This window comes from Selenomonas sputigena ATCC 35185, from assembly GCF_000208405.1.
Classification (GTDB): domain Bacteria; phylum Bacillota; class Negativicutes; order Selenomonadales; family Selenomonadaceae; genus Selenomonas; species Selenomonas sputigena.
Map to the genome: position 1 here is coordinate 225,470 of NC_015437.1, position 23,744 is coordinate 249,213.

Here is a 23,744-nt window from a genome sequence, read left to right on the forward strand (position 1 = left end):
AAATATGAAAATTGCCATTCTCGGCTACGGAAACCTCGGGCGCGGCGTGGAGTGCGCCGTGCGCGAAAACAGCGATATGGAGCTTGTCGCCGTCTTTACGCGGCGCGATCCGAAAGATGTGAAGATCCGGACGGAGGGCGTGCCCGTCGTCCGCGTCGAGGACATCGAGGCATGGAAGGACAAGGTCGACGTGCTGATCCTCTGCGGGGGCAGCGCGACGGATTTGCCTGGGCAGACGCCGCAGTATGCGAAGTTCTTCCACGTCGTCGACAGTTTCGATACGCACGCGAAGATTCCTGCGCACTTCGCTGCCGTGGATGCGGCGGCAAAGGCGACGAATCATGTCGCCGTCATTTCCGTCGGCTGGGACCCCGGGCTCTTCTCGCTCGCGCGCGTCTATGCGAATGCCGTCTTGCCGAACGGCAAGGAGTACACTTTCTGGGGGCGCGGCGTCAGCCAGGGGCACTCCGACGCCATCCGCCGCATCGCAGGCGTGAAGGATGCGAAGCAGTACACCATCCCCGTCGTCAAGGCGCTCGCCGCCGTGCGCCGCGGCGACAATCCCGAGCTTACGACGCGCGAGAAGCACACGCGCGAATGCTTCGTCGTCCTCGAAGAGGGCGCGGACGCTGCGAAGGTCGAGAAGGAAATCAAGGAGATGCCGAACTACTTCGCCGACTACGACACGACCGTGCACTTCATCACGGAAGAGGAGCTGAAGGCAAGCCACAGCGGCCTTGCGCACGGCGGCTTCGTCATCCGCACGGGTGCGACGGGGCTTCATGGCGAGCACAAGCACGCGATCGAGTACAGTTTGAAGCTCGACTCGAACCCCGAGTTCACGACGAGCGTCCTCCTCGCGTATGCAAGGGCGGCATACCGCCTTGCGCAGGAGGGCGTCGCGGGATGCAAGACCGTCCTCGATATCGCCCCCGCCTACCTCTCGCCGCTTTCGGCAGAGGAGCTTCGGGCGAAGCTTTTGTGAGAAGTGAATAGAAGCACAAGGGGCGCCATGATCCGATGGCGCCCTTTCACCGCACGCGCTCGGAGAGCGTGAAGATCAAAAGAGCCGTCCAGATGCAGGCGCAGGCGGAGAGCTGCGCTGCGCCGAAAGGCTCGTGAAAGAAGAATACGCCGAGGAGGAGAGCGATCGTCGGACTCAGGTATTGGAAGAAGCCGAGGACGTTCAATGGCAGGAGGTTCGCGCCGTAGGAGAAGAGGATGAGCGGCGTGGCGGTGGCGGCGCCGGAGCCGATAAGGAGCAGCATTTCGCGCGGCGTCGCCAAGCTGAACTGACTCGTCGGCTCGCCCGCCAGATAGATGGCGTAAGGCAGGAATACGGGCAGTACGAGCAGAGTTTCGAGCGTGATGCTCGAAAAGGGATGCAGCGCGAGCTTCTTTTTCAGTGCGCCGTAGAGTCCGAAGGTCAGGGCGAGCACGAGCGCGACCCACGGCAGTTTGCCGATCTGCACGGTCATGAGCAGGACGCCGCAGAAGGCGAGGAGGACGCTGACGCGTGCGGACGGCGTGAGCCGTTCCTTGAAGAGCACGACGCCGAGCGCGACGTTCATCAGCGGGGTGCTGTAGTAGCCGAGACTCGTGTCGATGACGTGACCGTTATTGACCGCCCATATATAGGTCAACCAGTTGATGGTGATGAGGATCGAAGCGCCGAAAAGGAGCAGCGCACGCCGTCGGTTTTGACGGAGTGCGCTGCAATCCTGGCAGAAGTTCTGCCAGCGTTTGGAGACGGCGAGGACGAGCAGCATGAAGACGAACGACCATGAGATGCGATGCGCGAGGATTTCAGCGGCGGAAGCCGCAGTGAGGAGGTTCCAGTAGAGCGGCAGAAAACCCCAGATGATATAGGTGGAGAGGGCGGCGATCATGCCGCGCTTTTTTTGTTCCATGGGATAAAAAACTTCTTTCCGTTTTGTGTGAATGGGATGATCAGTGCGCGTGCGGCGCCGTTTGGCGATCCATCGCCGCCATGAGCCTTTCTACGGGCAGGACCTTCAAGAGGGCGAAGCAGATCAGGCACTCGGGAACGAGGTACGTCGCGTTGAAGGTCAGCGAGTAGACGAGGGGACTTGTGCCTGCGGGAGCGTAGGACGCGAAGAATACGACGCCGCTCACGATGTGGCAGAAAAAGCGCGCGAGGAAGGCGAGCGCCGTCGACGCCATGCGGTGTGCGGGAAAGAGCGCGGCGAGCGAGAGCGCCATGTAGGGCAGCGGGTAGTCGAAGAGCACCTGCACGGGGTGCAGCAGATACGGATCCTGCATCATGTTGAAGATGCCGTAGAGGAAGCCCGCGAGGCAGCCCGTGCCGACTCCGTAGCGATAGGAAACGAAGAGCAGGGGCACCATCGCGCCGAGCGTCACGCTGCCGCCCTGCGGCATGTGGTAGAGGCGAAACTGGTGCAGGATGACGGTCATCGCGAGCATGAGGGCGATGGTCACGATCATCGGCGTCGTGAGCCGTACGCGCCTAAAGTAGAGGTGCGAGAGAATCGCGAAGAGCACGGCGATAAGCGCGATGAGGCTCGCCGGGTGCTCAAGAATGGCTGAGATGTTTTGCAGCAGAGTGTCCATATTTATCCGTCCTTTCATTGTTCTCTTGCCAACAGTACGTCGAGGATGATATTTGTATCACAGAGAGCCTTCATGACGCTGCAGACGCTCCTTTCGTATAGACTCTGCATCTAGATCTGCAGGAGCCTCTTTCAAAAGTCCGAGCAGGGAGCATCGCTTTCTTAATTATACAATTCGTCCCTTCCGAAAGCAAACGAAAATCCCTTGAAGAGACTTTTCGTTTGTGCGATAATGGAGGGCACACAAAGGATGGTGGATTTATGGCAGATTACGTTGGAGGAAGGCCGACGACACGGATTCAAGGGCTTGATGCTCTGCGCACCTTGGCGATCGTCGGGGTCACGTTGTTTCATATATTTCCCGATGTGGTGAAAGGGGGATACCTCGGGGTATCCTTGTTTTTTGTTTTGACGGGGTATCTTCTCGCCTACACGACGGAGCGGGAACGGCTCGCGGGCGAATTTTCTCTCGGACGTTATTTTTTGAAGCGCCTTTTGCGCATGTATCCTGCTCTCGTCGTCGTGATTCTCGTGACACTCGGCGTGTATTCCTTCGTGCTTCCCGAGACGGTCGTGGACATGCGCGAGGAGGTTCTTTCCGTCGTGCTCGGCTATAACAACTGGTGGCAGATTGCTGCGAACGCCGACTATTTCACGCGCATCGCCAATGCATCGCCGTTTACGCATCTGTGGTTCATGGGCATCGAGCTGCAATATGCATTCGTCTTGTGGCCGCTGCTCTTTCTTCTTTATACGCTTGTCTCGCATTGCATGGGAAAAGGGGCGGGCATGGCGGTCATCGCCGTGCTCGGTTTGGGGACGGCGCTTCTCATGCCGCTTTCGTATTCGATGGGGGCAGATGTGACGCGCCTTTACTATGGCACGGATACGCGCGTCTTTGCGCTCCTCTTGGGAGCGGCGATGGGGCTTTGGCGTGCGGGGACTTCTGCGGCGAAGAAGAATCCGCTTTGGCGCGAGATCGCAGAGTTCGTCAGTTTCGAGCTTCTGTTCGTCGCCGTCCTCTTCGCGTGCGTTTTTTTCGATGGCGCGAATCCGCTGCTCTATCGGGGCGGCATGTTCTCCGTGACGCTGCTATTCTGTCTTTTGCTCGCGATCACGGCGGATCGCGGCATGACGATTGGCAAGTTTCTCGATATGCGTGTCTTTCGCTGGATTGGCACGCGCAGCTATGGCATCTTTCTCTGGCAGTACCCCGTGATCTTCCTGTTTCAACAAAAGGGCTGGGAAGCGATGCCGTATTTTGCCGCGTGGGAGATCGCCGTCATCTTGCTACTCGCCATGTGGACGGAGGCGTTGACGAAGAGCATCGGCAGGCGCGAGCTGCCTGCGTTCGGCAATCGCCTTGTCTATGTGCAGGGAGCGTGCTTTCTCGCTTTCACTCTGTGCGGCGTCTTCTTGATGGGCTTCGGCTGCAAGGGGCTTGCGGCGCCTGCCGGCTACAAGGCGGAGGCGCGCGCGCAGCTCAATGCACGTCTTGAAAAGAATGCGGCGGAGCTCGCGCGGCAGAAGGAAGAAGCCGAGAAGGCAGCAGCGGCAAAAGCTGCTGAGGACAAGGCGGCACGCATGAAGGCGGTGGATCTTTCGGGTGTCGCCTGCATCGGCGATTCGGTCATGCTGTCTGCGGCGGGAGATTTGCAGAAGGCGCTGCCTGGCTGCGCGGTCGATGCGGAAGTCTCGCGCTATGTGGGCGGCGGAATCGAAGCCGCGCAGAGCCTCGCGGCGCAGGGCAGACTCGGCAGCATCGTCGTCGTCTCGCTCGGCACGAACGGGCCGCTCGCCGCCGGCGAGCGCTATATAGAACAGACGCAGGGTCTTTTGAAGCTTTTGGGATCGAGCCGCCGCATCTTCTGGGTTAATGTCTACGCGCCGCACCTTTCGTGGCAGGATCCGAACAATGAATACATCCGAAAGATGGCTGCTGAGAATAAGAATGTGACGGTCATCGACTGGTACGGACTCGTATCGAAGCACCCCGAATGGCTCTCGGGCGACGGCGTGCACCCGAACGACGCGGGCACGGAGCAGTACGCAAAGCTCGTGCACGATGCGGTAGCGGAAGCGCTGGCGAAGTGAGATTTGCTTCAAAGGGTTGGGTGTGGTACTATATATGGGGGCGGAAATGCCTTGAGCAAGTGGGAAAAACTTATCGCACGCATTCGGAACAATCCCAAGGCGGTTTCGTTTGAGGAAGTCGCGAAAGTGCTGGAATCCATCGGGTATGAGAAGCGGCAGCCGAGAAGCGGATCCAGTCATTGGACGTTTCGGAAAAAAGGGTGTCTGCCGCTTACGATTCCGAAGAAAGAGCCGTATGTGAAAGAAGCTTATGTGCGGCAGGTCATCCTAGCTTTGGATGATGCTGATGCGTGAGATGATGCTGATGCTGATGCTGATGCTTGATTTGTTGTCGGTTTGCGAGGGTGACGATATGAAAAGGGATATTGCATACTATATGGCGTTGCCGTATCGTGAAATTATCGAAGCGGATGCGGCCGGCGGTTACGTCGGTTATGTGGCAGAATTGAAAGGGTGCATTACACAGGCGGAGACGAAAGCGGAACTTCTGGAGTTGCTGGAAGATGCAAAGAGATGTTGGCTAGAAGCTGCATTGGAAGAGGGGCTGACTATACCGAAGCCGCAGTCGGAAGAAAACTTCAGCGGAAAATTCAATCTGCGCCTGCCCAAAAGCCTGCATCGAGAGCTGGCGCTCAGTGCCAAAGCGGAGGGGGTCAGCCTGAATCAGCTTGCCGTATGTTTGATCGCAAGCGGGCTGAAGACCTCTGCTGTGAGATGATTTTTGGCAGGGAGACGCTTTTATGTGGAAGCTTTTTTCTTTTTGAAGATGTTCCGTGAAGATTTTCTCGTTATGATGGCAGCGCTCAAGGAGTCTCGCACACCTGCGACTCTCGGGCGACGGCGTGCACCCGAACGACGCGGGCACGGAGCAGTACGCAAAGCTCGTGCACGATGCGGTAGTGGAAGCGCTGGCGAAGTGAGATTTGCTAAGAAATATGAGATAAGAAAAGGATTTGAGAAATTTTAGTCGAATTTTACAAGGCGTAGAGTGTTTTTATGGTTTCATTTTGTGAGGTGTTTTGGATGAACAAAATTCTCTGTGTTTTACTTATGGCGCTTTCTGTCTGCGTCACCTGTGCAGCTTCTCCTGCAGAGACGGGCATGCAAAATGGCGCGAAAATCGCCGTGGTTCAATATCTCAATTCTTCGGAGGAGAACCAGGGATATGTGGACGAAACGGTGGCGGAAAAGTACACGAATTACTTCTCGGCGGCAGGTTACATGGTCGTGCCGAATGCTGAAACGCAAAGCGCCCTCTCGACGACTGGCTATACGACGGAGGACGAGGAGCTTCCCGACAAAGATCAGATGAAGGCCGTTGCGGAGGCGACGGGCGCAGACTACGTCGTGGCAATGGAAATTGCCGAATTGCATGCTTCGCGCCACGAGTCATTTTTTCAGGTGAAGGTCACGGTGAAGACGAAGCTCGCGTACAAAGTTTATGCGGCAAAAGCAGACAAGCTGTACGCCTTCAAAACGACGAGTTCGGACGATAACAAGACGGTATTTGGCGGTGTCGGCTTCAAGTCCCCGATCGTCAATGCGCTGACGGATGCGATGGAGAAGGGAAATGCAAAGATTCAGTCGTTTGTGGCAGAAAACAGCGGCGTTGACCTTGCGCAGTGAGGCATGGGGGCATTTGCTGTGCCTTGCGGGTCTTGTCGCGAGCTTGATGCTGCTTGCGCATCTTGCAGAGGCTTCTGCGCCGGAGGGGGTGGAAGAAGGACATGCCTATATCCCCGCTGGCACGGAGCTTTCCCTTCGCTTGGAGCGAGAGGTGTCATCCAAGGATGTAAGCGAGGGAGATTTTGTTCCCGTCGTCGTGCTCGGTGACTTGCGGCTGAACGGCGTGGTGGTGATTCGCTCGAAGGCGGATGTGCGAGCCGTTGTCGCAAAGAACCGCCCTGCCGGCGTATATGGGCGCTCGGGTCTCCTCGTGATAGAGATGAAGTCTGTGCAAACGGAAAACGGAATCACGGTTCCACTGCGCGGCACGGAAGAAAAAAAGGTCGCCCATCACGACAATGCTCTCACACAGGGGGTTGTCGGCGGCCTTTTCATCAAGGGTGCGCAGGCCGTTTACAAGAAAGGTTCGTTCTTTACGGCTGTCGTCGACACGGATGTCGATCTGGGCGTTTCCAAGGAAGATTTGGCTCAGGTCATGTGTGAACAGGGAAAGGTCGCTGCAGCGCCGTGAACATACAAGGCGGAAGAATACGAGAGAGGACGCGGGGCGTTCTCTCTTTTCGCCTGTGACTCTGTTGCGAGATGATTTTGACAGGGAGGCGGTTTTATGTGGAAGATTTTTTCCTTTTTGAAGATGTTTCGTGAAGATTTGCTTATCATGATGGTGGCGCTCAAGGATTCTCGCACGCCTACGGCGATCAAGGCGGCATTTCTTGCCGGACTGCTCTACTGTATCAGCCCGATCGACATCATTCCGGATGCTGTTCCTGTCCTCGGCATGGTCGACGATGCGGCGGTTCTGCCGGCAGCTGTCTTCGGGCTGATCCGCTTCCTGCCGCCGCACGTGCGTGCGGATGCACAGGTGAAGGCCGAGCGGCTCGGGCGGCGTCTGCCGTACATCGTGGCACTCGCCTCGATTGCGCTTATCGCGTGGATCGCCTTGATCGTCTGGGGCATCGTGGCGATCTTTCGCTGATTATTATACAGTATAGAGATGCATGGATTTGGCGGCTCATAGGATTATGGGCTGCTTTCTTTTTAGAGGGAAGGATTTTCTCTTTCGGCAGAGAAAAGTATTCTTAAGTGAAACAAAAAGATGATTTTTCTGTAAGTTGTAAGGAGATGAGATTTATGGCTTTGAAAAAATGTATGGGATGTGGCATACCGCTGGGGGGCGATGCGAAATCTTGCCCGCAATGCGGCATGGCTCAGTCCGAAGAGTGCAAATGTGCACACTGCGGCACCGACCTGCAGGCGGGCATGCGTTTTTGTCCTGAATGCGGTCAGGCTGTTTCTGAAGGAACGACACAGCAGACGCCGCAGGCGCAAGCACCAGGGGTGCCGCCTGCAGCGGCAGTGCAGTCGTCAAGCATGAATGTCGACAAGCCGCAAAATGCACCGCAGAATTTTGCATCGCCTTCGCCGCAGAACTTTGCGCCGCCGCAGGGCGCGGGAGCGCAGCCCGTTTCTGCACCGCCGATGCAGACTCCGCCTGCGCAGACATCACCGACTGGCGGACAGCCTATGCCTCACCCGGGCAACACCCCGCCGTTTGGCGCTCGGGGAGGCGCTTTCGGTGGCGGGACAGGTGCAGCGGGGGCGGCCGGCAGTTTGGGCGAATGGAAGGAAAAACTTCTTTCCTTTGAAGGACGCCTGAATCGCAAGCCGTACATCCTGCGTGGGTTGGCGGTCAGCCTTATCAGTTCCGTTATCGTACAGATCGTTTCCTTTATCCTCGGTTTCATTATCGCTAAGATTGCTGAAAGCTCGCCTGAGCTTGGCATGGTGCTCTTCATATTCCTCTATGCGGTCATCTTTGTCTTATGCCTTCCTGCAACAGTCATCGGCATTTCCTTGGGAATCCGTCGCTGCCATGACAACGACTGGTCGGGGTGGCTCGTCCTTCTCAGTTTCGTGCCTCTTGTGAACATCGTTTTTGGGCTGTTGCTCCTCTTCAAGCAGGGCACGCCCGGTCCGAATCGCTTCGGTCCGGATCCGCTGCAGTGAAAGGAGTCGGTCTTTATGAAGAGATGTGTGATGCTTTCCCTGATTGCCGCGCTGCTGTTTGCGGCGAATCTTTGCTCGGCGGCGCGTCTGCCCGATGCGGATTATGCACTCGGCGGCATACAGTTCGGCAGCGACGCCGACTATGTGAAGAGCGTCTACGGCGATCCCGATTGGGTTGAGTATTATGCAGGCACGCCGGGGTCGGGGGATATCCCGCTTTGGATTTATCATTACGGCGATTCCTTTATTGTAGGCATCGAAACAAAACGGTCGACGGTGTCCTCTATGATGACATCGGCAGACAATGGCATCGCGACGCCGCGCGGCATCCATGTGGGCAGCACCCTGACGGAGATACAGCGCGCCTATGGCACGTTGCCGCAGGCGCACAAGGCGAATCAGGGCTACTGCTATTCCTACGGTTGGGGACTGATCTCGCTGGACTTCTATGTCGATGGCAAGGGCAAGGTCTATAAGATCTGGACGGGCTATTCCGACTGAACGTGCTTCTGATGTATCCATCAGCGGGCGGACTTTTCACTTTTTTTCAAAAAGGTGTTGACAGTTCGCCCGCTTTCATGTATTATACTACTTGCTGCTGCGGTAAGCGGCAGCAAGACGCTCGAAAAAACTTCAAAAAAGTGCTTGACAATCCCTTGCGGATGAAGTAAGATAGTCGAGTCGCCTGTGAAGAACGAGCGGCGAACAGCCGAAGCAATTCGGCGGTGTTCCTTGAAAACTAAACAATGCAGAAATGAATCATCTATATGATTCAAGCCAGATGTCCATCAAGAGGAATCTTGATGAAACATCGATTGTGAACTACATTTGTAAAAGCAATCGACAATTTCTTTATGCGATTTGAAAGAATCGTATCCAAAGATAAAAAGAGCCAATTCGGCTCTCTGCAAACTTGAAAAGTGATTTTCTCTGCCACGACTGTCCTACAGTCGGAAGTGGAGAAAAAACGCAGGGATTTTTGTGCTAGGCGAGGCGCAGCGAAGCGACGCCCCGGAAGCGCACTCATGTGCGCTGAGGACGCGACGCGAAGCTGCAACGAAGCATAGCGCAGAAAGACCAAGTTTTTTCGGAGAGTTTGATCCTGGCTCAGGACGAACGCTGGCGGCGTGCTTAACACATGCAAGTCGAACGGGAACCTTTATTTCGGTAAAGGTGAGAGTGGCAAACGGGTGAGTAACACGTAGGCAACCTGCCGACAGGATGGGGACAACATTCCGAAAGGAATGCTAATACCGAATGGAGTCCGGGGATGGCATCATCCCTGGATAAAAGATGGCCTCTGAATATGCTATCGCCTGTCGATGGGCCTGCGTCTGATTAGCCAGTTGGCGGGGTAACGGCCCACCAAAGCGACGATCAGTAGCCGGTCTGAGAGGATGAACGGCCACATTGGGACTGAGACACGGCCCAGACTCCTACGGGAGGCAGCAGTGGGGAATCTTCCACAATGGGCGAAAGCCTGATGGAGCAACGCCGCGTGAGTGAAGAAGGTCTTCGGATCGTAAAGCTCTGTTGCACGGGACGAAAACCGAGCTTGAGAATATTGAGTTTGGGTGACGGTACCGAGCGAGGAAGCCACGGCTAACTACGTGCCAGCAGCCGCGGTAATACGTAGGTGGCGAGCGTTGTCCGGAATTATTGGGCGTAAAGGGAGCGCAGGCGGACATATAAGTCCATCTTAAAAGTGCGGGGCTCAACCCCGTGAGGGGATGGAAACTGTATGCCTTGAGTGCAGGAGAGGAAAGCGGAATTCCCAGTGTAGCGGTGAAATGCGTAGATATTGGGAGGAACACCAGTGGCGAAGGCGGCTTTCTGGACTGTAACTGACGCTGAGGCTCGAAAGCCAGGGGAGCGAACGGGATTAGATACCCCGGTAGTCCTGGCCGTAAACGATGAATGCTAGGTGTAGGAGGTATCGACCCCTCCTGTGCCGGAGTTAACGCAATAAGCATTCCGCCTGGGGAGTACGGTCGCAAGACTGAAACTCAAAGGAATTGACGGGGGCCCGCACAAGCGGTGGAGTATGTGGTTTAATTCGACGCAACGCGAAGAACCTTACCAGGGCTTGACATTGAGTGAAAGAGCTAGAGATAGCTTCCTCCCTTCGGGGACACGAAAACAGGTGGTGCATGGCTGTCGTCAGCTCGTGTCGTGAGATGTTGGGTTAAGTCCCGCAACGAGCGCAACCCCTGTCCTTTGTTGCCAGCGCGTAATGGCGGGAACTCAAAGGAGACTGCCGCGGAGAACGCGGAGGAAGGCGGGGATGACGTCAAGTCATCATGCCCCTTATGTCCTGGGCTACACACGTACTACAATGGGATGGACAGAGGGAAGCGAAGGCGTGAGCCGGAGCGGACCCCACAAACCATCCCCCAGTTCGGATTGCAGGCTGCAACCCGCCTGCATGAAGTCGGAATCGCTAGTAATCGCAGGTCAGCATACTGCGGTGAATACGTTCCCGGGCCTTGTACACACCGCCCGTCACACCACGGAAGTCATTCACGCCCAAAGCCGGTGGGCCAACCGCAAGGAGGCAGCTGTCTAAGGCGGGGGCGATGACTGGGGTGAAGTCGTAACAAGGTAGCCGTATCGGAAGGTGCGGCTGGATCACCTCCTTTCTAAGGTGCTGAGCTGTTCGTGAAGCAAGCCGCAAGGCAAAGCTGAACAGAAAAAGCTTAAACTTTAAGTCGAGGCATCAGGTTTTCTGCATTGTCTAGTTTTGAGGGAACACAAATCTCTCAAACTTGACCTTCTCGTTGGATTATACCAGCGGTAAGGTCAGGCGTACCTTGAAAACTACACAGAAGACAAAATGAAAGAAAATCATCGAACGCTGTAGAAATACAGCAAAGATTTTCCGAACATTTTAGGATCACAAACCAAACCAAGAACATCAGAAATGATGCCTTGAGGCGAAACACACGGCGAAAGCCGTGGAAAAGTCAAGCTACGAAAGGCATACGGTGGATGCCTTGGCGTCAGGAGTCGAAGAAGGACGCGATAAGCTGCGAAAAGCCGTGGGGAGCCGCAAATAGGCCTCGATCCACGGATATCCGAATGGGGCAACCCAGTGCGAGTCATGTCGCACTACCCGAAAGGGAGACAAACCCGGTGAACTGAAACATCTAAGTAGCCGGAGGAAAAGTAATCAACAGCGTTCCGCTCATGAATGGGCTGGATGCAGATGCGCAGGATGTGATTTCTTCAGCGAGGCGGAAGAGCGAGTCATAGCGGTGGCTATGTCGAGCGATGACAACGAAGCGGAAGGAAGCACAGACAAGCAGATGCGCCAGCATATCCATGAGTGGAGCGCGTGAGATTCCCTCAGTAGCGGCGAGCGAAGCGGGAAGAGCCCAAACCGAAAGCTTTCGGGCTTTCGGGGTTGAGGACCAGCAGAAAGGGAAAGCAGTCTAGTGGAACGGCATGGGAAGGTCGGGCGAAGAGAGTGAGACCCTCGTACACGAAAGGCTGAAGAACGGGCTGGAATCCAGAGTACCACGGGACACGAGGAACCCTGTGGGAAGCCGGGTGGACCACCATCCAAGGCAAAATACTACCTGACGACCGATAGAGGAAAGTACCGTGAGGGAAAGGCGAAAAGAACCGCGGGAGCGGAGTGAAATAGAACCTGAAACCGTATGTCCACAAGCAGTCGAAGCGCTTTATATGCGCGACGGCGTGCCTATTGAAGAATGAACCGGCGAGTTATCCTGTCGAGCGAGGTTAAGCGGAAAACGCGGAGCCGAAGCGAAAGCGAGTCTTAAAAGGGCGAAGAGTTCGACGGGGTAGACCCGAAACCACAGTGATCTATGCATGGCCAGGCTGAAACTCAGGTAAAATTGAGCGGAGGGCCGAACCCGTGAGTGTTGAAAAACTTTGGGATGAGCTGTGCATAGGGGTGAAATGCCAATCGAACGTGGAGATAGCTGGTTCTCCCCGAAATAGCTTTAGGGCTAGCCTCGAGTGATGCATGCAGACGGTAGAGCACTGATCGGGCAAGGGGGCGTAAAGCCTACCGACCCCAGTCAAACTGCGAATGGCTGCATGTCAAGCTCGGGAGTCAGCGTGCGAGTGATAAGACCCGTACGCAAGAGGGAAACAGCCCAGACCGCCAGCTAAGGTCCCCAATGCTGTACTAAGTGGAAAAGGATGTAGGAATTCGAAAACAACCAGGATGTTGGCTCAGAAGCAGCCACCATTTAAAGAGTGCGTAATAGCTCACTGGTCGAGAGTCCCTGCGCCGAAAATATCCGGGGCTCAAGTACAGAACCGAAGCTGCGGCTGCATACGAAAGTATGCGGGGTAGGGGAGCGTACCATGCGCAGCGAAGCCGTACCGGAAGGAGCGGTGGAGCGCATGGCAGTGAGAATGCCGGTATGAGTAGCGAAAAGGCCAGCAAGAATCTGGCCCACCGAAAGCCTGAGGTTTCCTGGGCAACGCTCGTCGTCCCAGGGTCAGTCGGGACCTAAGCCGAGGCAGCAAGCATAGGCGATGGACAACTGGTGAATATTCCAGTACCGCAGGGAGTCGTTTGAGTGATGGAGTGACGCAGGAGGGAGCTTGGGCGCGCGAATGGAAGAGCGCGTCGAAGCCGGTAGGCTGCAAGGGAGGCAAATCCCCCTTGTAAAAGCCGAGACGTGACAGGGAGGCAAACCTATGGGTGAGCCGAAGCCAAGCGGACCACACTGCCGAGAAAAGCTTCTAGCGAGACGAACTGCGCCCGTACCGAAACCGACACAGGCAGGCAGGGAGAGGATCCTAAGGTGCGCGGGAAAACCCTCGTTAAGGAACTCTGCAAATTGCATCCGTAACTTCGGGAAAAGGATGGCCGGAACTGGTGAAGACCCATGCGGTTGGAGCTGGGGCCGGCGACAGAAGAGAAGCCCAAGCGACTGTTTACCACAAACACAGGTGCCTGCAAAAGAGAAATCTGACGTATAGGTGCTGACGCCTGCCCGGTGCTGGAAGGTTAAGGGGAGAGGTCAGGAGCAATCCGAAGCCTTGAGCTGAAGCCCCAGTAAACGGCGGCCGTAACTATAACGGTCCTAAGGTAGCGAAATTCCTTGTCGGGTAAGTTCCGACCCGCACGAAAGGCGTAACGATTTGGGCACTGTCTCGACGAGGGGCCCGGTGAAATTGAAATACCTGTGAAGATGCAGGTTACCCGCGACTGGACAGAAAGACCCCATGGAGCTTTACTGCAGCTTGGCATTGATGCCCGGCGAATGATGTACAGGATAGGTGGGAGGCTAAGAAAGGCGGCCGCAAGGACGCCCGGAGCCGCTGTTGGGATACCACCCTTCATTCGCTGGTCATCTAACCGGAGTAGTTACGACACTCGGGACAGTGCCAGGTGGGCAGTTTGACTGGGGCGGTCGCCTCCGAAAGAGCAACGGAGGCGTCCAAAGGTTCCCTCAGCGCGGACAGAAATCGCGCGAAGAGCATAAAGGCAGAAGGGAGCTTGACTGCGAGACCGACAAGTCGAGCAGGTACGAAAGTAGGGCTTAGTGATCCGGTGGAATGAGAGTGGAATTGCCATCGCTCAACGGATAAAAGCTACCCTGGGGATAACAGGCTAATCTCTCCCAAGAGTCCATATCGACGGGGAGGTTTGGCACCTCGATGTCGGCTCATCACATCCTGGGGCTGAAGCAGGTCCCAAGGGTTGGGCTGTTCGCCCATTAAAGTGGTACGTGAGCTGGGTTCAGAACGTCGTGAGACAGTTCGGTCCATATCCATCGCGGGCGAAAGAAACCTGAAGGGGGCTGCTCCTAGTACGAGAGGACCGGAGTGGACGGACCAACGGTGTACCAGTCATGGCGCCAGCCGTGCAGCTGGGTAGCTGCGTCCGGAAAGGATAAACGCTGAAAGCATCTAAGCGTGAAACCAGCCCTAAGATGAAGTTTCTCACGGAGTAATCCGGTAAGGCGCCTCAAAGACGATGAGGTTGATAGGCGGGGAGTGGAAGCGCCGCAAGGCGTGCAGCCGACCCGTACTAATACGCCGAGGGCTTGACTTATTACCTAAAATGTTCCATTGAGTCTTCTGTATAGTTTTGAAGGTATGCTATGCAAACCTTCTGCTGACCTGTCCAAGAGGCGAAGCCGATTGGGTAACAGGTCGCATGCGAAAACGTCCCAAGAATGCAAGCGCGAAGCGCGTCGCATGATTGGCTGACGTTGACCGCTAGAAATCCAGTGGCGATAGCTGAGTGGTTCCACCTGTTCCCATCCCGAACACAGTCGTTAAGCACTCATACGTCGAAAGTACTTGGTTGGAGACGACCTGGGAGGATAGAAAGCTGCTGGTTGATGACGCACCCGAAAGGGTGCGTTTTTTATTTATGGGTCGTGACCCAGTGTCGCATGCAAAGCATGCGACACAGTAAACCACCCGCTATGCGGGTGGAAGACAAATGGTTATACCAAAAACACCTTTCCGGGTAGTATACTAAGGTTGTTCAAGCCAGTATACAGAAAGGAAAGGTGCTTATGGCACAGAAAGCTAATAGTTTATCGCATACAAAGTGGCTGTGCAAGTATCACATCGTGTTTACGCCTAAATACCGTAGGAAAATCATCTACAATCAGTATAAAGCGAGCATCCGTGACATTTTAAGGCAACTTTGTGCATATAAAGGTGTAGAGATTTTGGAAGGACACTTGATGCCCGATCATGTGCATATGTTGGTAAGCATTCCGCCGAAACTTAGTGTATCACAATTTATGGGATATCTCAAAGGGAAAAGTGCGTTAATGATATTTGACAAACACGCCAATTTGAAATACAAATTTGGCAATCGGCACTTTTGGGCAGAAGGATACTATGTGAGTACGGTTGGCTTAAATGAAGCAACCATTCGCAAGTATATCCAAGAGCAAGAAAGGCATGATGTTGCGATGGATAAGTTGAGTGTGAAGGAATACGAAGACCCTTTTAAGGGTAGCAAGTAGTACAAACGCCCTTTTAAGGGCGGTGACGAGTCAAGAGCAATCTGGCTTGAACGTAGTGAAAGCCAGCGTCTTTAGACGCTGGCTGGTAACTGCCCCTTATAGGGGGCGAGCAAACCACCCGTTTGACGGGTGGTCATGATTTTGGAATCAAGGCATCTCTGTTTCGACGTTCAATAAGGGTTGCTCTGACATCTTTTGGAGCATGATGTTCGTGTCGATCACGCTTAGGCGGTGATCGAGGGCATACCACAGGATGCTGTCCCGCGGATTGCGGACGTAGAGGTGTTCCGCTCCTGCGTAGTATAGAAGATACTGCGTCTCCTCCGGAGTGAGTTTCATGGCGAGGGCGAGGGAAAGGACTTTGTTGCGTGAAGGATTCTTTTTGCGTCCGGCGAATATATGATAAGCATAGATTCGTTCCAAGCTGGAAGCCCGAACGACATCCAGCTTGCTCAGGTGTTTTTCCTCCAGAAGTTGATTCAGATATTCTGCCAGCGTGTATTGGCGGAAATCTTTCTGATTGTCTACGAGAAAGCCCTCCAGTCCGGAGGCCTGGCGCAAATCGTCTTTCAATTCTTCGGTGCTTTTCGGCATGATGCTGCCCTCCTATGAGATTTGATACACATAGGATAATACGATATGGAGAAGAAAGCAAGGTGATTTCTTGGATGCCAATATCACCGCATATTTTGAAGAGATTTTTCAAAAGATAGACCTGCTTAAATCCAGTGACAAGGGAGAGGTATGGCTGGCATCCGAGAGATCGGGGCGGTCAACGTCAACCAATCGCGTAGCGCCTTCGGCTTGCGCTCTTGGGACCTTTTCGCAGCGGTTGGTCATATTGAAACGCATCGCTTTGACAGGGCTTCCTTATAGGATGCTCAAGGGGAAAGATTATCCGCTGATTCCCCGCGTCCTGCATTGTATCGAGGATGGCGATGAGACGGTTGTTGTGGAGGAGTATGTGCAGGGAGAATCCCTGCTTGACCGCATCGGACGCAAGGCGTATCTTTCGGAGCGTGAGGCGGAGAGCGTTCTTTTGCAGCTATGTGAAGGCCTTGCCCAAATCCATGCGCAGGGCATCATCCATCGTGACATCAAGCCGTCCAATCTCATCCTGCAAAGCGGCTGCATCATCCGGCTCATCGACTTCGATGCTGCCCGCACTGTCAAAGAGCACAGCGGCGAGGACACGATGCATCTCGGCACAAGGGGCTACGCCCCGCCGGAACAATTTGGCTATGGGCAGACGGACGCGAGGAGTGACATCTACTCCATCGGCATCACCATGCGGAAAGCGCTGCCGGAAGAGTATGGCGGCTATCTCGTCAAGATATTTGCCAAATGCACGGAAATCGATCCGGACAGGCGCTATCGGAATCTGCAGGAACTTCGCCGTGCGCTGATTTTTCGCAGGTTCTGGGCAGGCAGGGGAAAGGCGGCATTGTGGACGCTGGCAATCGTATCTGCTGTGGTGTTTTGTATTCTGCAAAGATTTGACGGGACAGAGCCGCTGCCGAACGCTCCTGCAAGCAAATCGGAGGTCGATTCGCCAGCGGTTCGACTGCCGAGCGCTGCGGAAGAAAGCGCAGCTGCGCCGACGCCAGAAACATCTGACGAGGGGGTTTCTAGGCAATCGCTTGTGCCATCGGACAGCGAGTCTGAACAAGAAGTTGCCGTGCCAACGCCATCGTCATCGATCGAGCTGACTGCTCATGACAGTTATACACCGCCGACAGCCAGCCAAGAGGAAAGAAAGTCCATAAAGAGCGCGGATGCATTCTTGGCAGAGTTCAAGGATGATCCGGAAAAACTTGCCTATTGGCAGATAAGGAATGAGGTATTCTCCTCCGGCAATACTTCGGACGAGGAACGGCTCGAGGCTATGAAGCGCGGCGAACTGGGGCTTCGAACAGATGCCTTTATAAAAAATCTGCCGCCCATGAACGAGGCGGAACGCAATCGAGCGATCGACGAGTTTGTAGCCGACCAAAAGAGATTGCTGGACCTATAGAATCCGCTGCGACCGTACGACCGCAGAAACGTCTGTGAAATCAAAAATTGCTCCAGTGACCTCGCAGGTAACCAAAGCCTGCGGGGTCTTTGTTATAATGGGGGGAATTGATGACTTATGTGCGCAGCCGCACTCGCTTGCACACATAGAGGAATGTTTGCCTTCCTAGGGAGCGGACAGTGGGAGGCAAGACCAGTTTATTCATAAGACGGAATAGAGAAAGGGGGGAGAAGTTTGTCTGACTTTTGTTGGCTTTTGGCTCGGCTTGCGTTCTTGGCCATGTTCATCGGCATGGTGAAGCCGAAGTTTGTGATCTTCTGGGGCGACAAGGCGGCCAGGACGCGCAAGAAGGTTTTCGTCGTCTATCTGTCCGTCATCGTGCTCGGAAGTCTGCTTGCCATTGTGACGCATTCGGACGGCTTGGCAGGGGGCTTGGCTTGGTTTTTGGGCGCAGATATAGATGATGCGCAGAATATGCTGCGTGCCAAGGGGCTGGCGGATTGATATGGAGGTGTCCGAATAATGCAGGATAATGGATCCAATGCAGAGCATCACGAATGGGAATTTTCTACAGACCGTCTTGCCTACGGACTTTTTCAAGTGAATGTACAAACGCATGTCAAAGTGAATGGGAACCGCATTGCGATTGATACCTGTCGCAGAGCGCTGTTCTTTAAATGGGGAAAACAAAGCGATTCTTTTGATGTGATGGATGTACAGAAAGTTACGTTGCAGAAGAAAGTGGCAAAACTGAATATTGTATTGATTGTTCTGGGACTTCTCATGGTTCTAACGGGGAACTGGTGGGGACTTCTTACGGTTCTTCCGGCAGTTCTTTTTATGCATGATAAATATTTACTGATTCAGCATAAAAACGGTGGTTTTCGAATTTACGATGCAGAACGCATAGGGGCGAATAGGGCAGCCAATGAGTTTTTCGATTATATCCAGGCTCGCAATCCGCAGGCGATGGCCATCATTCGTGGGTAGGCATCAGATGGGAGAAGCTTTGCTTGTCATGCTTTTTCCGCACAATGCGTCATATACTGGTATTGTTTCAGCAAGGAGGCTGATATGAGTCACGGGAAAAAAATCATCGTTGCCTGCATGGCGGTTCTGCTTGCCTTTGTACCGCTGGCGAAGGTCGCACATGCCGATGCGCTCGACGCGCTTGCCGTTGCTGTGGAAGGAGCTGTCGGCGCTCTGCAGGAGGATGATCAGAAGATCACGGATGAGATCATCGAAACGATGACAAAGGATCCAGCGCAGAAGAGCGTTCTGCAAGAACATATCACGAAGACAGAGCCTGTGGCAAAGAAGTTGACCGAGGCGGAGGGTACAATCTTCCTGGTATCGAGCTGGTTGCATAAGGTTCCTCTGAGCGGCGGGATGCTTACGACAGGTTTTTTGGAGTGCGTTGAGTGGTATTGGGAAAGGCAGTTCTCCAGTGAGGATGATCCAGAGATTGTCAAGCGTTATGAGACGCTCCGGAGTCATTTTTTGGATGCAGAAGCGGAATATATCGGATTGTTAGCGGATATGTCTGATTCAGAATCAAAAGAGATCGGTCTGATGAAGAGCGTAAATGGAATCCAGATCATGAGCCGTATGGGCTCGGCAGAGTCGGCAATGAAGCGGGTGAGAATGGCGGCTTTTGATGAGAATCCGGAGGAGAAGGGAAAGAAGGGAGCTTCAGCAAAGGAGAAGATGCAGGAAAAGCCGCAAAAAGGGGCAGCGGCAGATCCGCGCGAAAAGGCGAAGCAGGAGCTTGAGAGCTTAGGGTATTCGGTGAGCGGACAAATCAAGGAAACTTCCTATGGCAACAGCAGCGTTGGGTTTCTTGCACGGGAGACTGGAACGGGAAAGCTGGTTGTATGTGATCGCAAGAATCATCGTGTGGCAGTCGTCGAACCAATCACCGATTTCAGCGTATTGACACACAAACAGGCTGGGCATGAGGTCTTTGAGGCAAGGTTCTATGTCGCCAATGACGCGAGGGACAATGATCGGAATGCGGGATATTGGGACGGAGCGACGCATGTCTTTAATGTCTACGGGCTGTTTGATAGAGATGGCGTGGGAAATGTCGTGCCGGGAAAGCTCTATACAGCGTCGGGACGCAAGCCGTCACATTACCATTCCGTTTTGTATGAACAGAAAAATGTTGATTTGATGAATCTTGTAATGACAGAGGCTAAGTCTCTGCGCTAAACAGCAGAATAGAGAGTGCGCGATGAAAGATGCTGCGGATCTAGGTTTTGGGGCAGAGAGCCGCGGCCTTTTATTTGAAGAGAGAGTTTTTTCCCAGAAGGAAGACGGAATACATCCCAAAGTCGGATTCTACCAGAGATTTTTCTAAAGCGCTTATATTTTATGGCCGCATTCACGATATAATAAAATATAGGGGATTTCTTTTTCATGTTTTCTTTTCGTGAGTGTTCAAAGCAAAGCATGGCGGCCGTTGTTTCTTTGGAATGCGTAGGTAGAGGAGTTGTATTTCTATGGTTTACCCCGATACGATCAAGACGGATCAAGATGTTTTGGATGCGTTCATTGCCGTCGCGCCTTATTTGGATCATGTCGTTCGCCAGGATATTGCTGTTGGCGTAACGGATAAGGAGACGACCTTGGCGTTGATACCGAATGCCAAGCTGGAGTTCTCTCCTCCGGTCGGGACGCCCATTTCGCCCAATACGAGGCACGTCATCGATACGGGGCGAGACTATGTTGGCTTGATTGATGAGAAGCTCTACGGACGCGGCGTCCGCAGCATGATCACGCCGATTCACGGCGTGAGCGGTGACATCATCGGCACGCTTGTGACGGCGATGGATGTTGCGCAGGACATAAAGCTCGCCCATGCGGTCGACGAGGTCACGAAGTCGACGGAGACGGTTTACCATGCTGTCGAGCAGGTCGCGGAGAGTGCGAGCGAATTGGCGAAGTCGGGGCAGGAGGCTGTGCAGCAGGCGGCCGACCTCAAAGAGCGCAATGCCGAGACGATCAAGGTCATCGAGTTCATCAACAACATCGCGCAGCAGACGAACCTCCTCGGCCTCAACGCCGCCATTGAAGCGGCGCGCGCGGGCGAGCAGGGCAGAGGTTTTGCCGTCGTTGCGGAGGAGGTTCGCAAGCTCGCTGAACAGTCGCGTGAGGCGACGGAGAAGATTCAGGCGACGCTGGCGGAGATGAACAAGGCGGTCGAGGCAATCTCGAAGACGATTGAGACGACGGGGGCAATCAGCCAGGAGCAGGCGGCTTCGACTGAGGAGATCACGGCGAACCTCTCGCGCGTCACGAATGCGGCGGAGGAACTGGGCGCCTTTGTCGTGCGCACGGATTGAAGATATTGGGCACTGGAAGGGGCGCGCATGGAAGCCATGTGCGCTCTTTCTTTCTATGCAGGAGCAGATGCCTGCAGATAGCAAAGTTTTTTGAATCATTGTCACTTTTTTCTGGATTTTTTTGTGTTCTCGCGCTATACTATATGTTAGAATAACTTCGCCATTTTGTGGGGACATTGTATGGGGAGTTATGGGGGAGAGGCATTGGTAGTTATGCTTGTCTATCTTGGGGAGGTTATATTATGGAAAGATATAAGACTCCGGTAGCAGGTTACGAGAATCAATGCGTAGAGCTGTTATTGGAAAAACTGGGTGTGGTCACGTTTGACTACGACATTGAGCACGATGTGCTTCTTTTGGCGAAGGCGCGCGACGGTATGACGGAGAAGCGCTTCGAGGGGTTCTGCCGCACCCTTTGCACCGAAAATCGCGGCATGATTCATCCTGATTCGGTCGAGCAGCTCGTGGCGCTTTTCCGTGGGCAGACGACGGGCGTGCGCGAGGTCTTGCTCGACATGGCAGAAGTGCCGCAGGGGCGCTATTCGTGGTACGAGGTCGCCGTGAAGCTCCTGCGCGACGAGACGGGGCGCGTACAGCGCACGATCGGCATCCTCTGGGACATCGAGTCGAGCATGGGCAAGATGGAGCAGAGTTTCGCGCATTTCCGCTCGGAGCGCGATTCGGTCACGGGCATATTGAACGGTGCAGGGCTGGAGAAAGCGGTGCAGACGTATCTTGCAGGTCATGGCCGCGACGAGAGCAACGCTCTGATGGCCATTTCCTTCGGCAATATTTGCCAGCTCGCAGAGCAGCGCGGCAAGCATTGGACGGATCAGCTTCTCGTGCGTATATGCAAGGCGGTCGGCAGTTTCTTCCGTGCGGGCGACGTGATTGCGCATCTGGGCGACGGCCAGTTCGCCGTTTTTGTCAAGGATATGGAGCGCACGGAGGTCATGGATATGAAGGCGCGGGCAATCCGCACGCTGTTCGGCGGTGAGAATACGCAGTTCGGCGGCTATGGCTTAGAGTGCCGCATCGCCGTTTCGTACTATCCGGAGGACGGCACGTCTTTCCATGAGCTTTTGCAAACGGCGGAGAAGAGGCAGTCACTTGATCGCGGTGATAAAGCGGCTGCAAAGCTGCTAACGCTGGCTTAAAACGTATAGGAAGCAGGAAAGCCGCCCGGCGCGGAAGAGAAGTTTCGCCGGGCGGCTTTTTGGTGTCTACCGCCAGCAGAAATGCTATAGCATTTCTGCTGGCGGTAGTGTATAATGAAGCTGTATGATTGTTTCTCTTGAGGAAGGGCAGGGCGTATGGAGCAGTTCACGCAGACATTTTTGGAGTTCATTGATGCCTGGGGTTATGTGGCGGTCGCCGTCTTGATGGCCTTGGAGAATGCCTGTATACCGATTCCGAGTGAGCTGATCCTCGGATTTTCGGGCTATCTGATCTTCGCCGACCGCATGGGTTTCGTCGGGGCGATGATTGCCGGCATGGTCGGCGGCATGGCGGGATCGATCTTCGCTTATCTCGTCGGGCGCTACGGCGGGCGTTCCTTTGTCGACAAGTACGGCAAGTATTTCTTCGTGAAGAAGTCGCACGTCGATATCGCGCAGCGCTGGTTTGACAAGTATGGCGTCAAGGCGGTGTTTTTCAGCCGCATGCTTCCCGTCGTGCGCACGTTCATCTCGCTTCCGGCGGGCTTTGCGCATGTGGACATGAAGAAGTTTCTCCTCTACACGTTCCTCGGCTCTCTGCCGTGGACGGCGCTGATCCTCGGCATTGGCATGGCGCTTGGCGAGAGCTGGCAGATCATGCTCAAGGTCGGACATGAGGTGAGCATCGCCTTCGTCATTGTAAGCTGCATCATCGTCGCCGGTCTTTACTGGCGCTATCGCCGCAGCCGCCAGCAGAAGGCAAAGGAAGCGCTGATAAAATGAAGTCGTCCGGATGTGTGAAGATGGGCGGCTGAATTTATCCGTGGTTTCTTAATATGGACGTGGAGTGATCCACGTCCATTTTTTAGGAAGCGCTGTATGTATCACTTCTGCCTCAGAAGCTGCCGCCGTGCGTCACGTAGAGGAAGAAGAGCGGGTAGAAGAGCAAGAGGTAGATGACGGTCGTGACGAGGAAGCTCGCGACGGTGAGGTCTACGTTGAGCTTGTAGAGCCGCGCGGTCAGGACGGCGTTGATCGCCGTCGGCGCGGCAGCGATGAGGAGCACGCTGCCGATGAGCACGGAGTCCGCAAAGAGCAGGCGGCAGAGTCCGAAGAAGATCAGCGGCGTGAGGAGGAAGCGCAGGGGGATGAGGTCGGCGGTCTTTTTGATGTAGGGACGCGCGCGCGAAAAGTCGACGAGACAGCCGACGGGAAAGAGCGCCGTCCAGGCGCCGATATGCACGAGCGCTTGAAACGCTGTGCCGAGCACGGCAGGACGCTCGACGCCGAAGACGTTGAGTGCGAGTCCTGCGATGAGACCGAGCACGGGCACCTGGTTCGGCGTGAGAAAGAGTTCCCTAAGCGACAGGTGGACGCGAGCCCCCTCTTTCGCCCCTTGCGCACGGAACATCGCGGCGAGCGGGAAGCATACGAGCACGAGGAGGCCGACTTGGAACGATGAGACGATCTGCACGTAGGCGAATCCAGTCTCGTCGTAGAGAATGAAGGCGGAGAGCCCCGCGATCGTGCCGATGTTCGTGAGCATGGCGCTCATGTAGTAGGCGCCGCGCGAAAGGGCGTCCTTGTGGCGGCGAGCGAAGGTTAAATAGGCGATGGTGCCGGGCACGAGCATGAAGAGCGCACTGAAGAGCGGCAGCCACAGGAGGCTTCTCGACAGCGGCATGACCCAGAAGCTCAAGACGGCGAGCAGCGTCGCCATGACGATGATGTTGAAGCGGATGATGGCATTGCATAGCGCGTCGGAGATGCGGCCTCGCTGATAGGCGATGTAGCCCGCGAGAAGGGGCGCGGCGAGGTCGCTGAATACGTAGAGGATGCGGAAGAGTTTTTCGTCCATGAGAGGCCTCTTTTGCTGG

Annotated in this window: 21 protein-coding genes and 3 rRNA genes; 20 read left to right on the forward strand and 4 right to left on the reverse strand. The window is 54.8% G+C overall.

Annotated features, from left to right (window positions below; translation table 11 throughout):
• Nucleotides 1-4 precede the first annotated feature (4 nt).
• Nucleotides 5-985: a diaminopimelate dehydrogenase gene (locus SELSP_RS00970; RefSeq protein WP_006192901.1), complete on the forward strand. Its 981-nt coding sequence runs from the start codon at nucleotides 5-7 to the stop codon at nucleotides 983-985.
• A 46-nt stretch (nucleotides 986-1,031) separates the two neighbouring features.
• Here SELSP_RS00970 and rarD read toward each other — a convergent pair whose 3' ends face one another.
• On the reverse strand, nucleotides 1,032-1,910 hold the full coding sequence (gene rarD, locus SELSP_RS00975; RefSeq protein ID WP_006192902.1) for an EamA family transporter RarD: 879 nt from the start codon (nucleotides 1,908-1,910) through the stop codon (nucleotides 1,032-1,034).
• Between the two features lie 40 nt (nucleotides 1,911-1,950).
• Entirely contained in the window at nucleotides 1,951-2,592 is a 642-nt protein-coding gene (gene thiT / locus SELSP_RS00980) for an energy-coupled thiamine transporter ThiT (RefSeq protein WP_013740519.1), read from the reverse strand.
• Between the two features lie 260 nt (nucleotides 2,593-2,852).
• On the opposite strand from thiT, the gene SELSP_RS00985 reads away from it, so the two are divergent.
• From SELSP_RS00985 to tnpA, 12 genes are all read left to right on the forward strand, one after another.
• Entirely contained in the window at nucleotides 2,853-4,685 is a 1,833-nt protein-coding gene (locus tag SELSP_RS00985; RefSeq protein ID WP_006192905.1) for an acyltransferase family protein, read from the forward strand.
• 51 nt (nucleotides 4,686-4,736) lie between these two features.
• On the forward strand, nucleotides 4,737-4,979 hold the full coding sequence (locus tag SELSP_RS00990; RefSeq protein WP_006192907.1) for a hypothetical protein: 243 nt from the start codon (nucleotides 4,737-4,739) through the stop codon (nucleotides 4,977-4,979).
• Nucleotides 4,980-5,001: 22 nt separating this feature from the next.
• Nucleotides 5,002-5,403, forward strand: a complete 402-nt coding sequence (locus SELSP_RS00995) for a toxin-antitoxin system HicB family antitoxin (RefSeq protein ID WP_407635835.1) — start codon at nucleotides 5,002-5,004, stop codon at nucleotides 5,401-5,403.
• 305 nt (nucleotides 5,404-5,708) lie between these two features.
• A complete protein-coding gene (locus SELSP_RS01000; RefSeq protein ID WP_037367685.1) occupies nucleotides 5,709-6,311 on the forward strand; it encodes a hypothetical protein in 603 nt (200 codons plus the stop codon).
• Nucleotides 6,274-6,882, forward strand: a complete 609-nt coding sequence (locus SELSP_RS01005; RefSeq protein ID WP_155813682.1) for a hypothetical protein — start codon at nucleotides 6,274-6,276, stop codon at nucleotides 6,880-6,882. The genes SELSP_RS01000 and SELSP_RS01005 overlap by 38 nt, the downstream gene beginning before the upstream one ends.
• Before the next feature lie 96 nt (nucleotides 6,883-6,978).
• The gene (locus tag SELSP_RS01010; protein ID WP_006192914.1) at nucleotides 6,979-7,347 is read left to right on the forward strand and encodes a YkvA family protein; all 369 of its coding nucleotides are present in this window, start codon (nucleotides 6,979-6,981) and stop codon (nucleotides 7,345-7,347) included.
• Nucleotides 7,348-7,502: 155 nt separating this feature from the next.
• Nucleotides 7,503-8,378, forward strand: coding sequence for a DUF805 domain-containing protein (locus tag SELSP_RS11725; protein WP_013740523.1), 876 nt, complete (start codon nucleotides 7,503-7,505; stop codon nucleotides 8,376-8,378).
• A gap of 15 nt (nucleotides 8,379-8,393) precedes the next feature.
• The gene (locus tag SELSP_RS01020; RefSeq protein WP_013740524.1) at nucleotides 8,394-8,879 is read left to right on the forward strand and encodes a hypothetical protein; all 486 of its coding nucleotides are present in this window, start codon (nucleotides 8,394-8,396) and stop codon (nucleotides 8,877-8,879) included.
• A gap of 583 nt (nucleotides 8,880-9,462) precedes the next feature.
• Nucleotides 9,463-11,017 (forward strand): 16S ribosomal RNA (locus tag SELSP_RS01025).
• Nucleotides 11,018-11,339: 322 nt separating this feature from the next.
• A 23S ribosomal RNA gene (locus tag SELSP_RS01030) occupies nucleotides 11,340-14,418 on the forward strand.
• A gap of 174 nt (nucleotides 14,419-14,592) precedes the next feature.
• A 5S ribosomal RNA gene (rrf, locus tag SELSP_RS01035) occupies nucleotides 14,593-14,709 on the forward strand.
• The 16S, 23S and 5S rRNA genes sit together here, the layout of an rRNA operon.
• A gap of 181 nt (nucleotides 14,710-14,890) precedes the next feature.
• A complete protein-coding gene (gene tnpA / locus SELSP_RS01040) occupies nucleotides 14,891-15,352 on the forward strand; it encodes an IS200/IS605 family transposase (protein ID WP_006193881.1) in 462 nt (153 codons plus the stop codon).
• 147 nt (nucleotides 15,353-15,499) lie between these two features.
• Here tnpA and SELSP_RS01045 read toward each other — a convergent pair whose 3' ends face one another.
• Entirely contained in the window at nucleotides 15,500-15,946 is a 447-nt protein-coding gene (locus SELSP_RS01045; protein ID WP_006193880.1) for a helix-turn-helix domain-containing protein, read from the reverse strand.
• Nucleotides 15,947-16,016: 70 nt separating this feature from the next.
• On the opposite strand from SELSP_RS01045, the gene SELSP_RS01050 reads away from it, so the two are divergent.
• The 7 genes from SELSP_RS01050 to SELSP_RS01080 all read left to right on the forward strand — a co-directional run bounded on the left by SELSP_RS01050 (nucleotide 16,017) and on the right by SELSP_RS01080 (nucleotide 22,650).
• On the forward strand, nucleotides 16,017-17,366 hold the full coding sequence (locus tag SELSP_RS01050) for a serine/threonine protein kinase (RefSeq protein ID WP_006193879.1): 1,350 nt from the start codon (nucleotides 16,017-16,019) through the stop codon (nucleotides 17,364-17,366).
• Between the two features lie 255 nt (nucleotides 17,367-17,621).
• The gene (locus SELSP_RS01055) at nucleotides 17,622-17,870 is read left to right on the forward strand and encodes a transcriptional regulator (protein WP_155813701.1); all 249 of its coding nucleotides are present in this window, start codon (nucleotides 17,622-17,624) and stop codon (nucleotides 17,868-17,870) included.
• 18 nt (nucleotides 17,871-17,888) lie between these two features.
• Nucleotides 17,889-18,356, forward strand: coding sequence for a hypothetical protein (locus SELSP_RS01060; protein WP_006193877.1), 468 nt, complete (start codon nucleotides 17,889-17,891; stop codon nucleotides 18,354-18,356).
• Nucleotides 18,357-18,440: 84 nt separating this feature from the next.
• Nucleotides 18,441-19,577, forward strand: coding sequence for a hypothetical protein (locus SELSP_RS01065; RefSeq protein WP_006193876.1), 1,137 nt, complete (start codon nucleotides 18,441-18,443; stop codon nucleotides 19,575-19,577).
• A 617-nt stretch (nucleotides 19,578-20,194) separates the two neighbouring features.
• Nucleotides 20,195-20,710 (forward strand): methyl-accepting chemotaxis protein, encoded by a 516-nt coding sequence (locus tag SELSP_RS12600; RefSeq protein ID WP_232362395.1) that lies wholly within the window; start codon nucleotides 20,195-20,197, stop codon nucleotides 20,708-20,710.
• Nucleotides 20,711-20,952: 242 nt separating this feature from the next.
• On the forward strand, nucleotides 20,953-21,867 hold the full coding sequence (locus SELSP_RS01075) for a GGDEF domain-containing protein (protein ID WP_006193873.1): 915 nt from the start codon (nucleotides 20,953-20,955) through the stop codon (nucleotides 21,865-21,867).
• A 156-nt stretch (nucleotides 21,868-22,023) separates the two neighbouring features.
• Nucleotides 22,024-22,650 carry a DedA family protein gene (locus SELSP_RS01080; RefSeq protein ID WP_006193871.1) on the forward strand — a complete coding sequence of 209 codons (627 nt, stop codon included), beginning with the start codon at nucleotides 22,024-22,026 and terminating at the stop codon, nucleotides 22,648-22,650.
• 112 nt (nucleotides 22,651-22,762) lie between these two features.
• On the opposite strand, the gene SELSP_RS01085 is transcribed toward SELSP_RS01080, so the two are convergent.
• Entirely contained in the window at nucleotides 22,763-23,725 is a 963-nt protein-coding gene (locus SELSP_RS01085; protein WP_006193870.1) for an AEC family transporter, read from the reverse strand.
• Nucleotides 23,726-23,744: the final 19 nt, after the last annotated feature.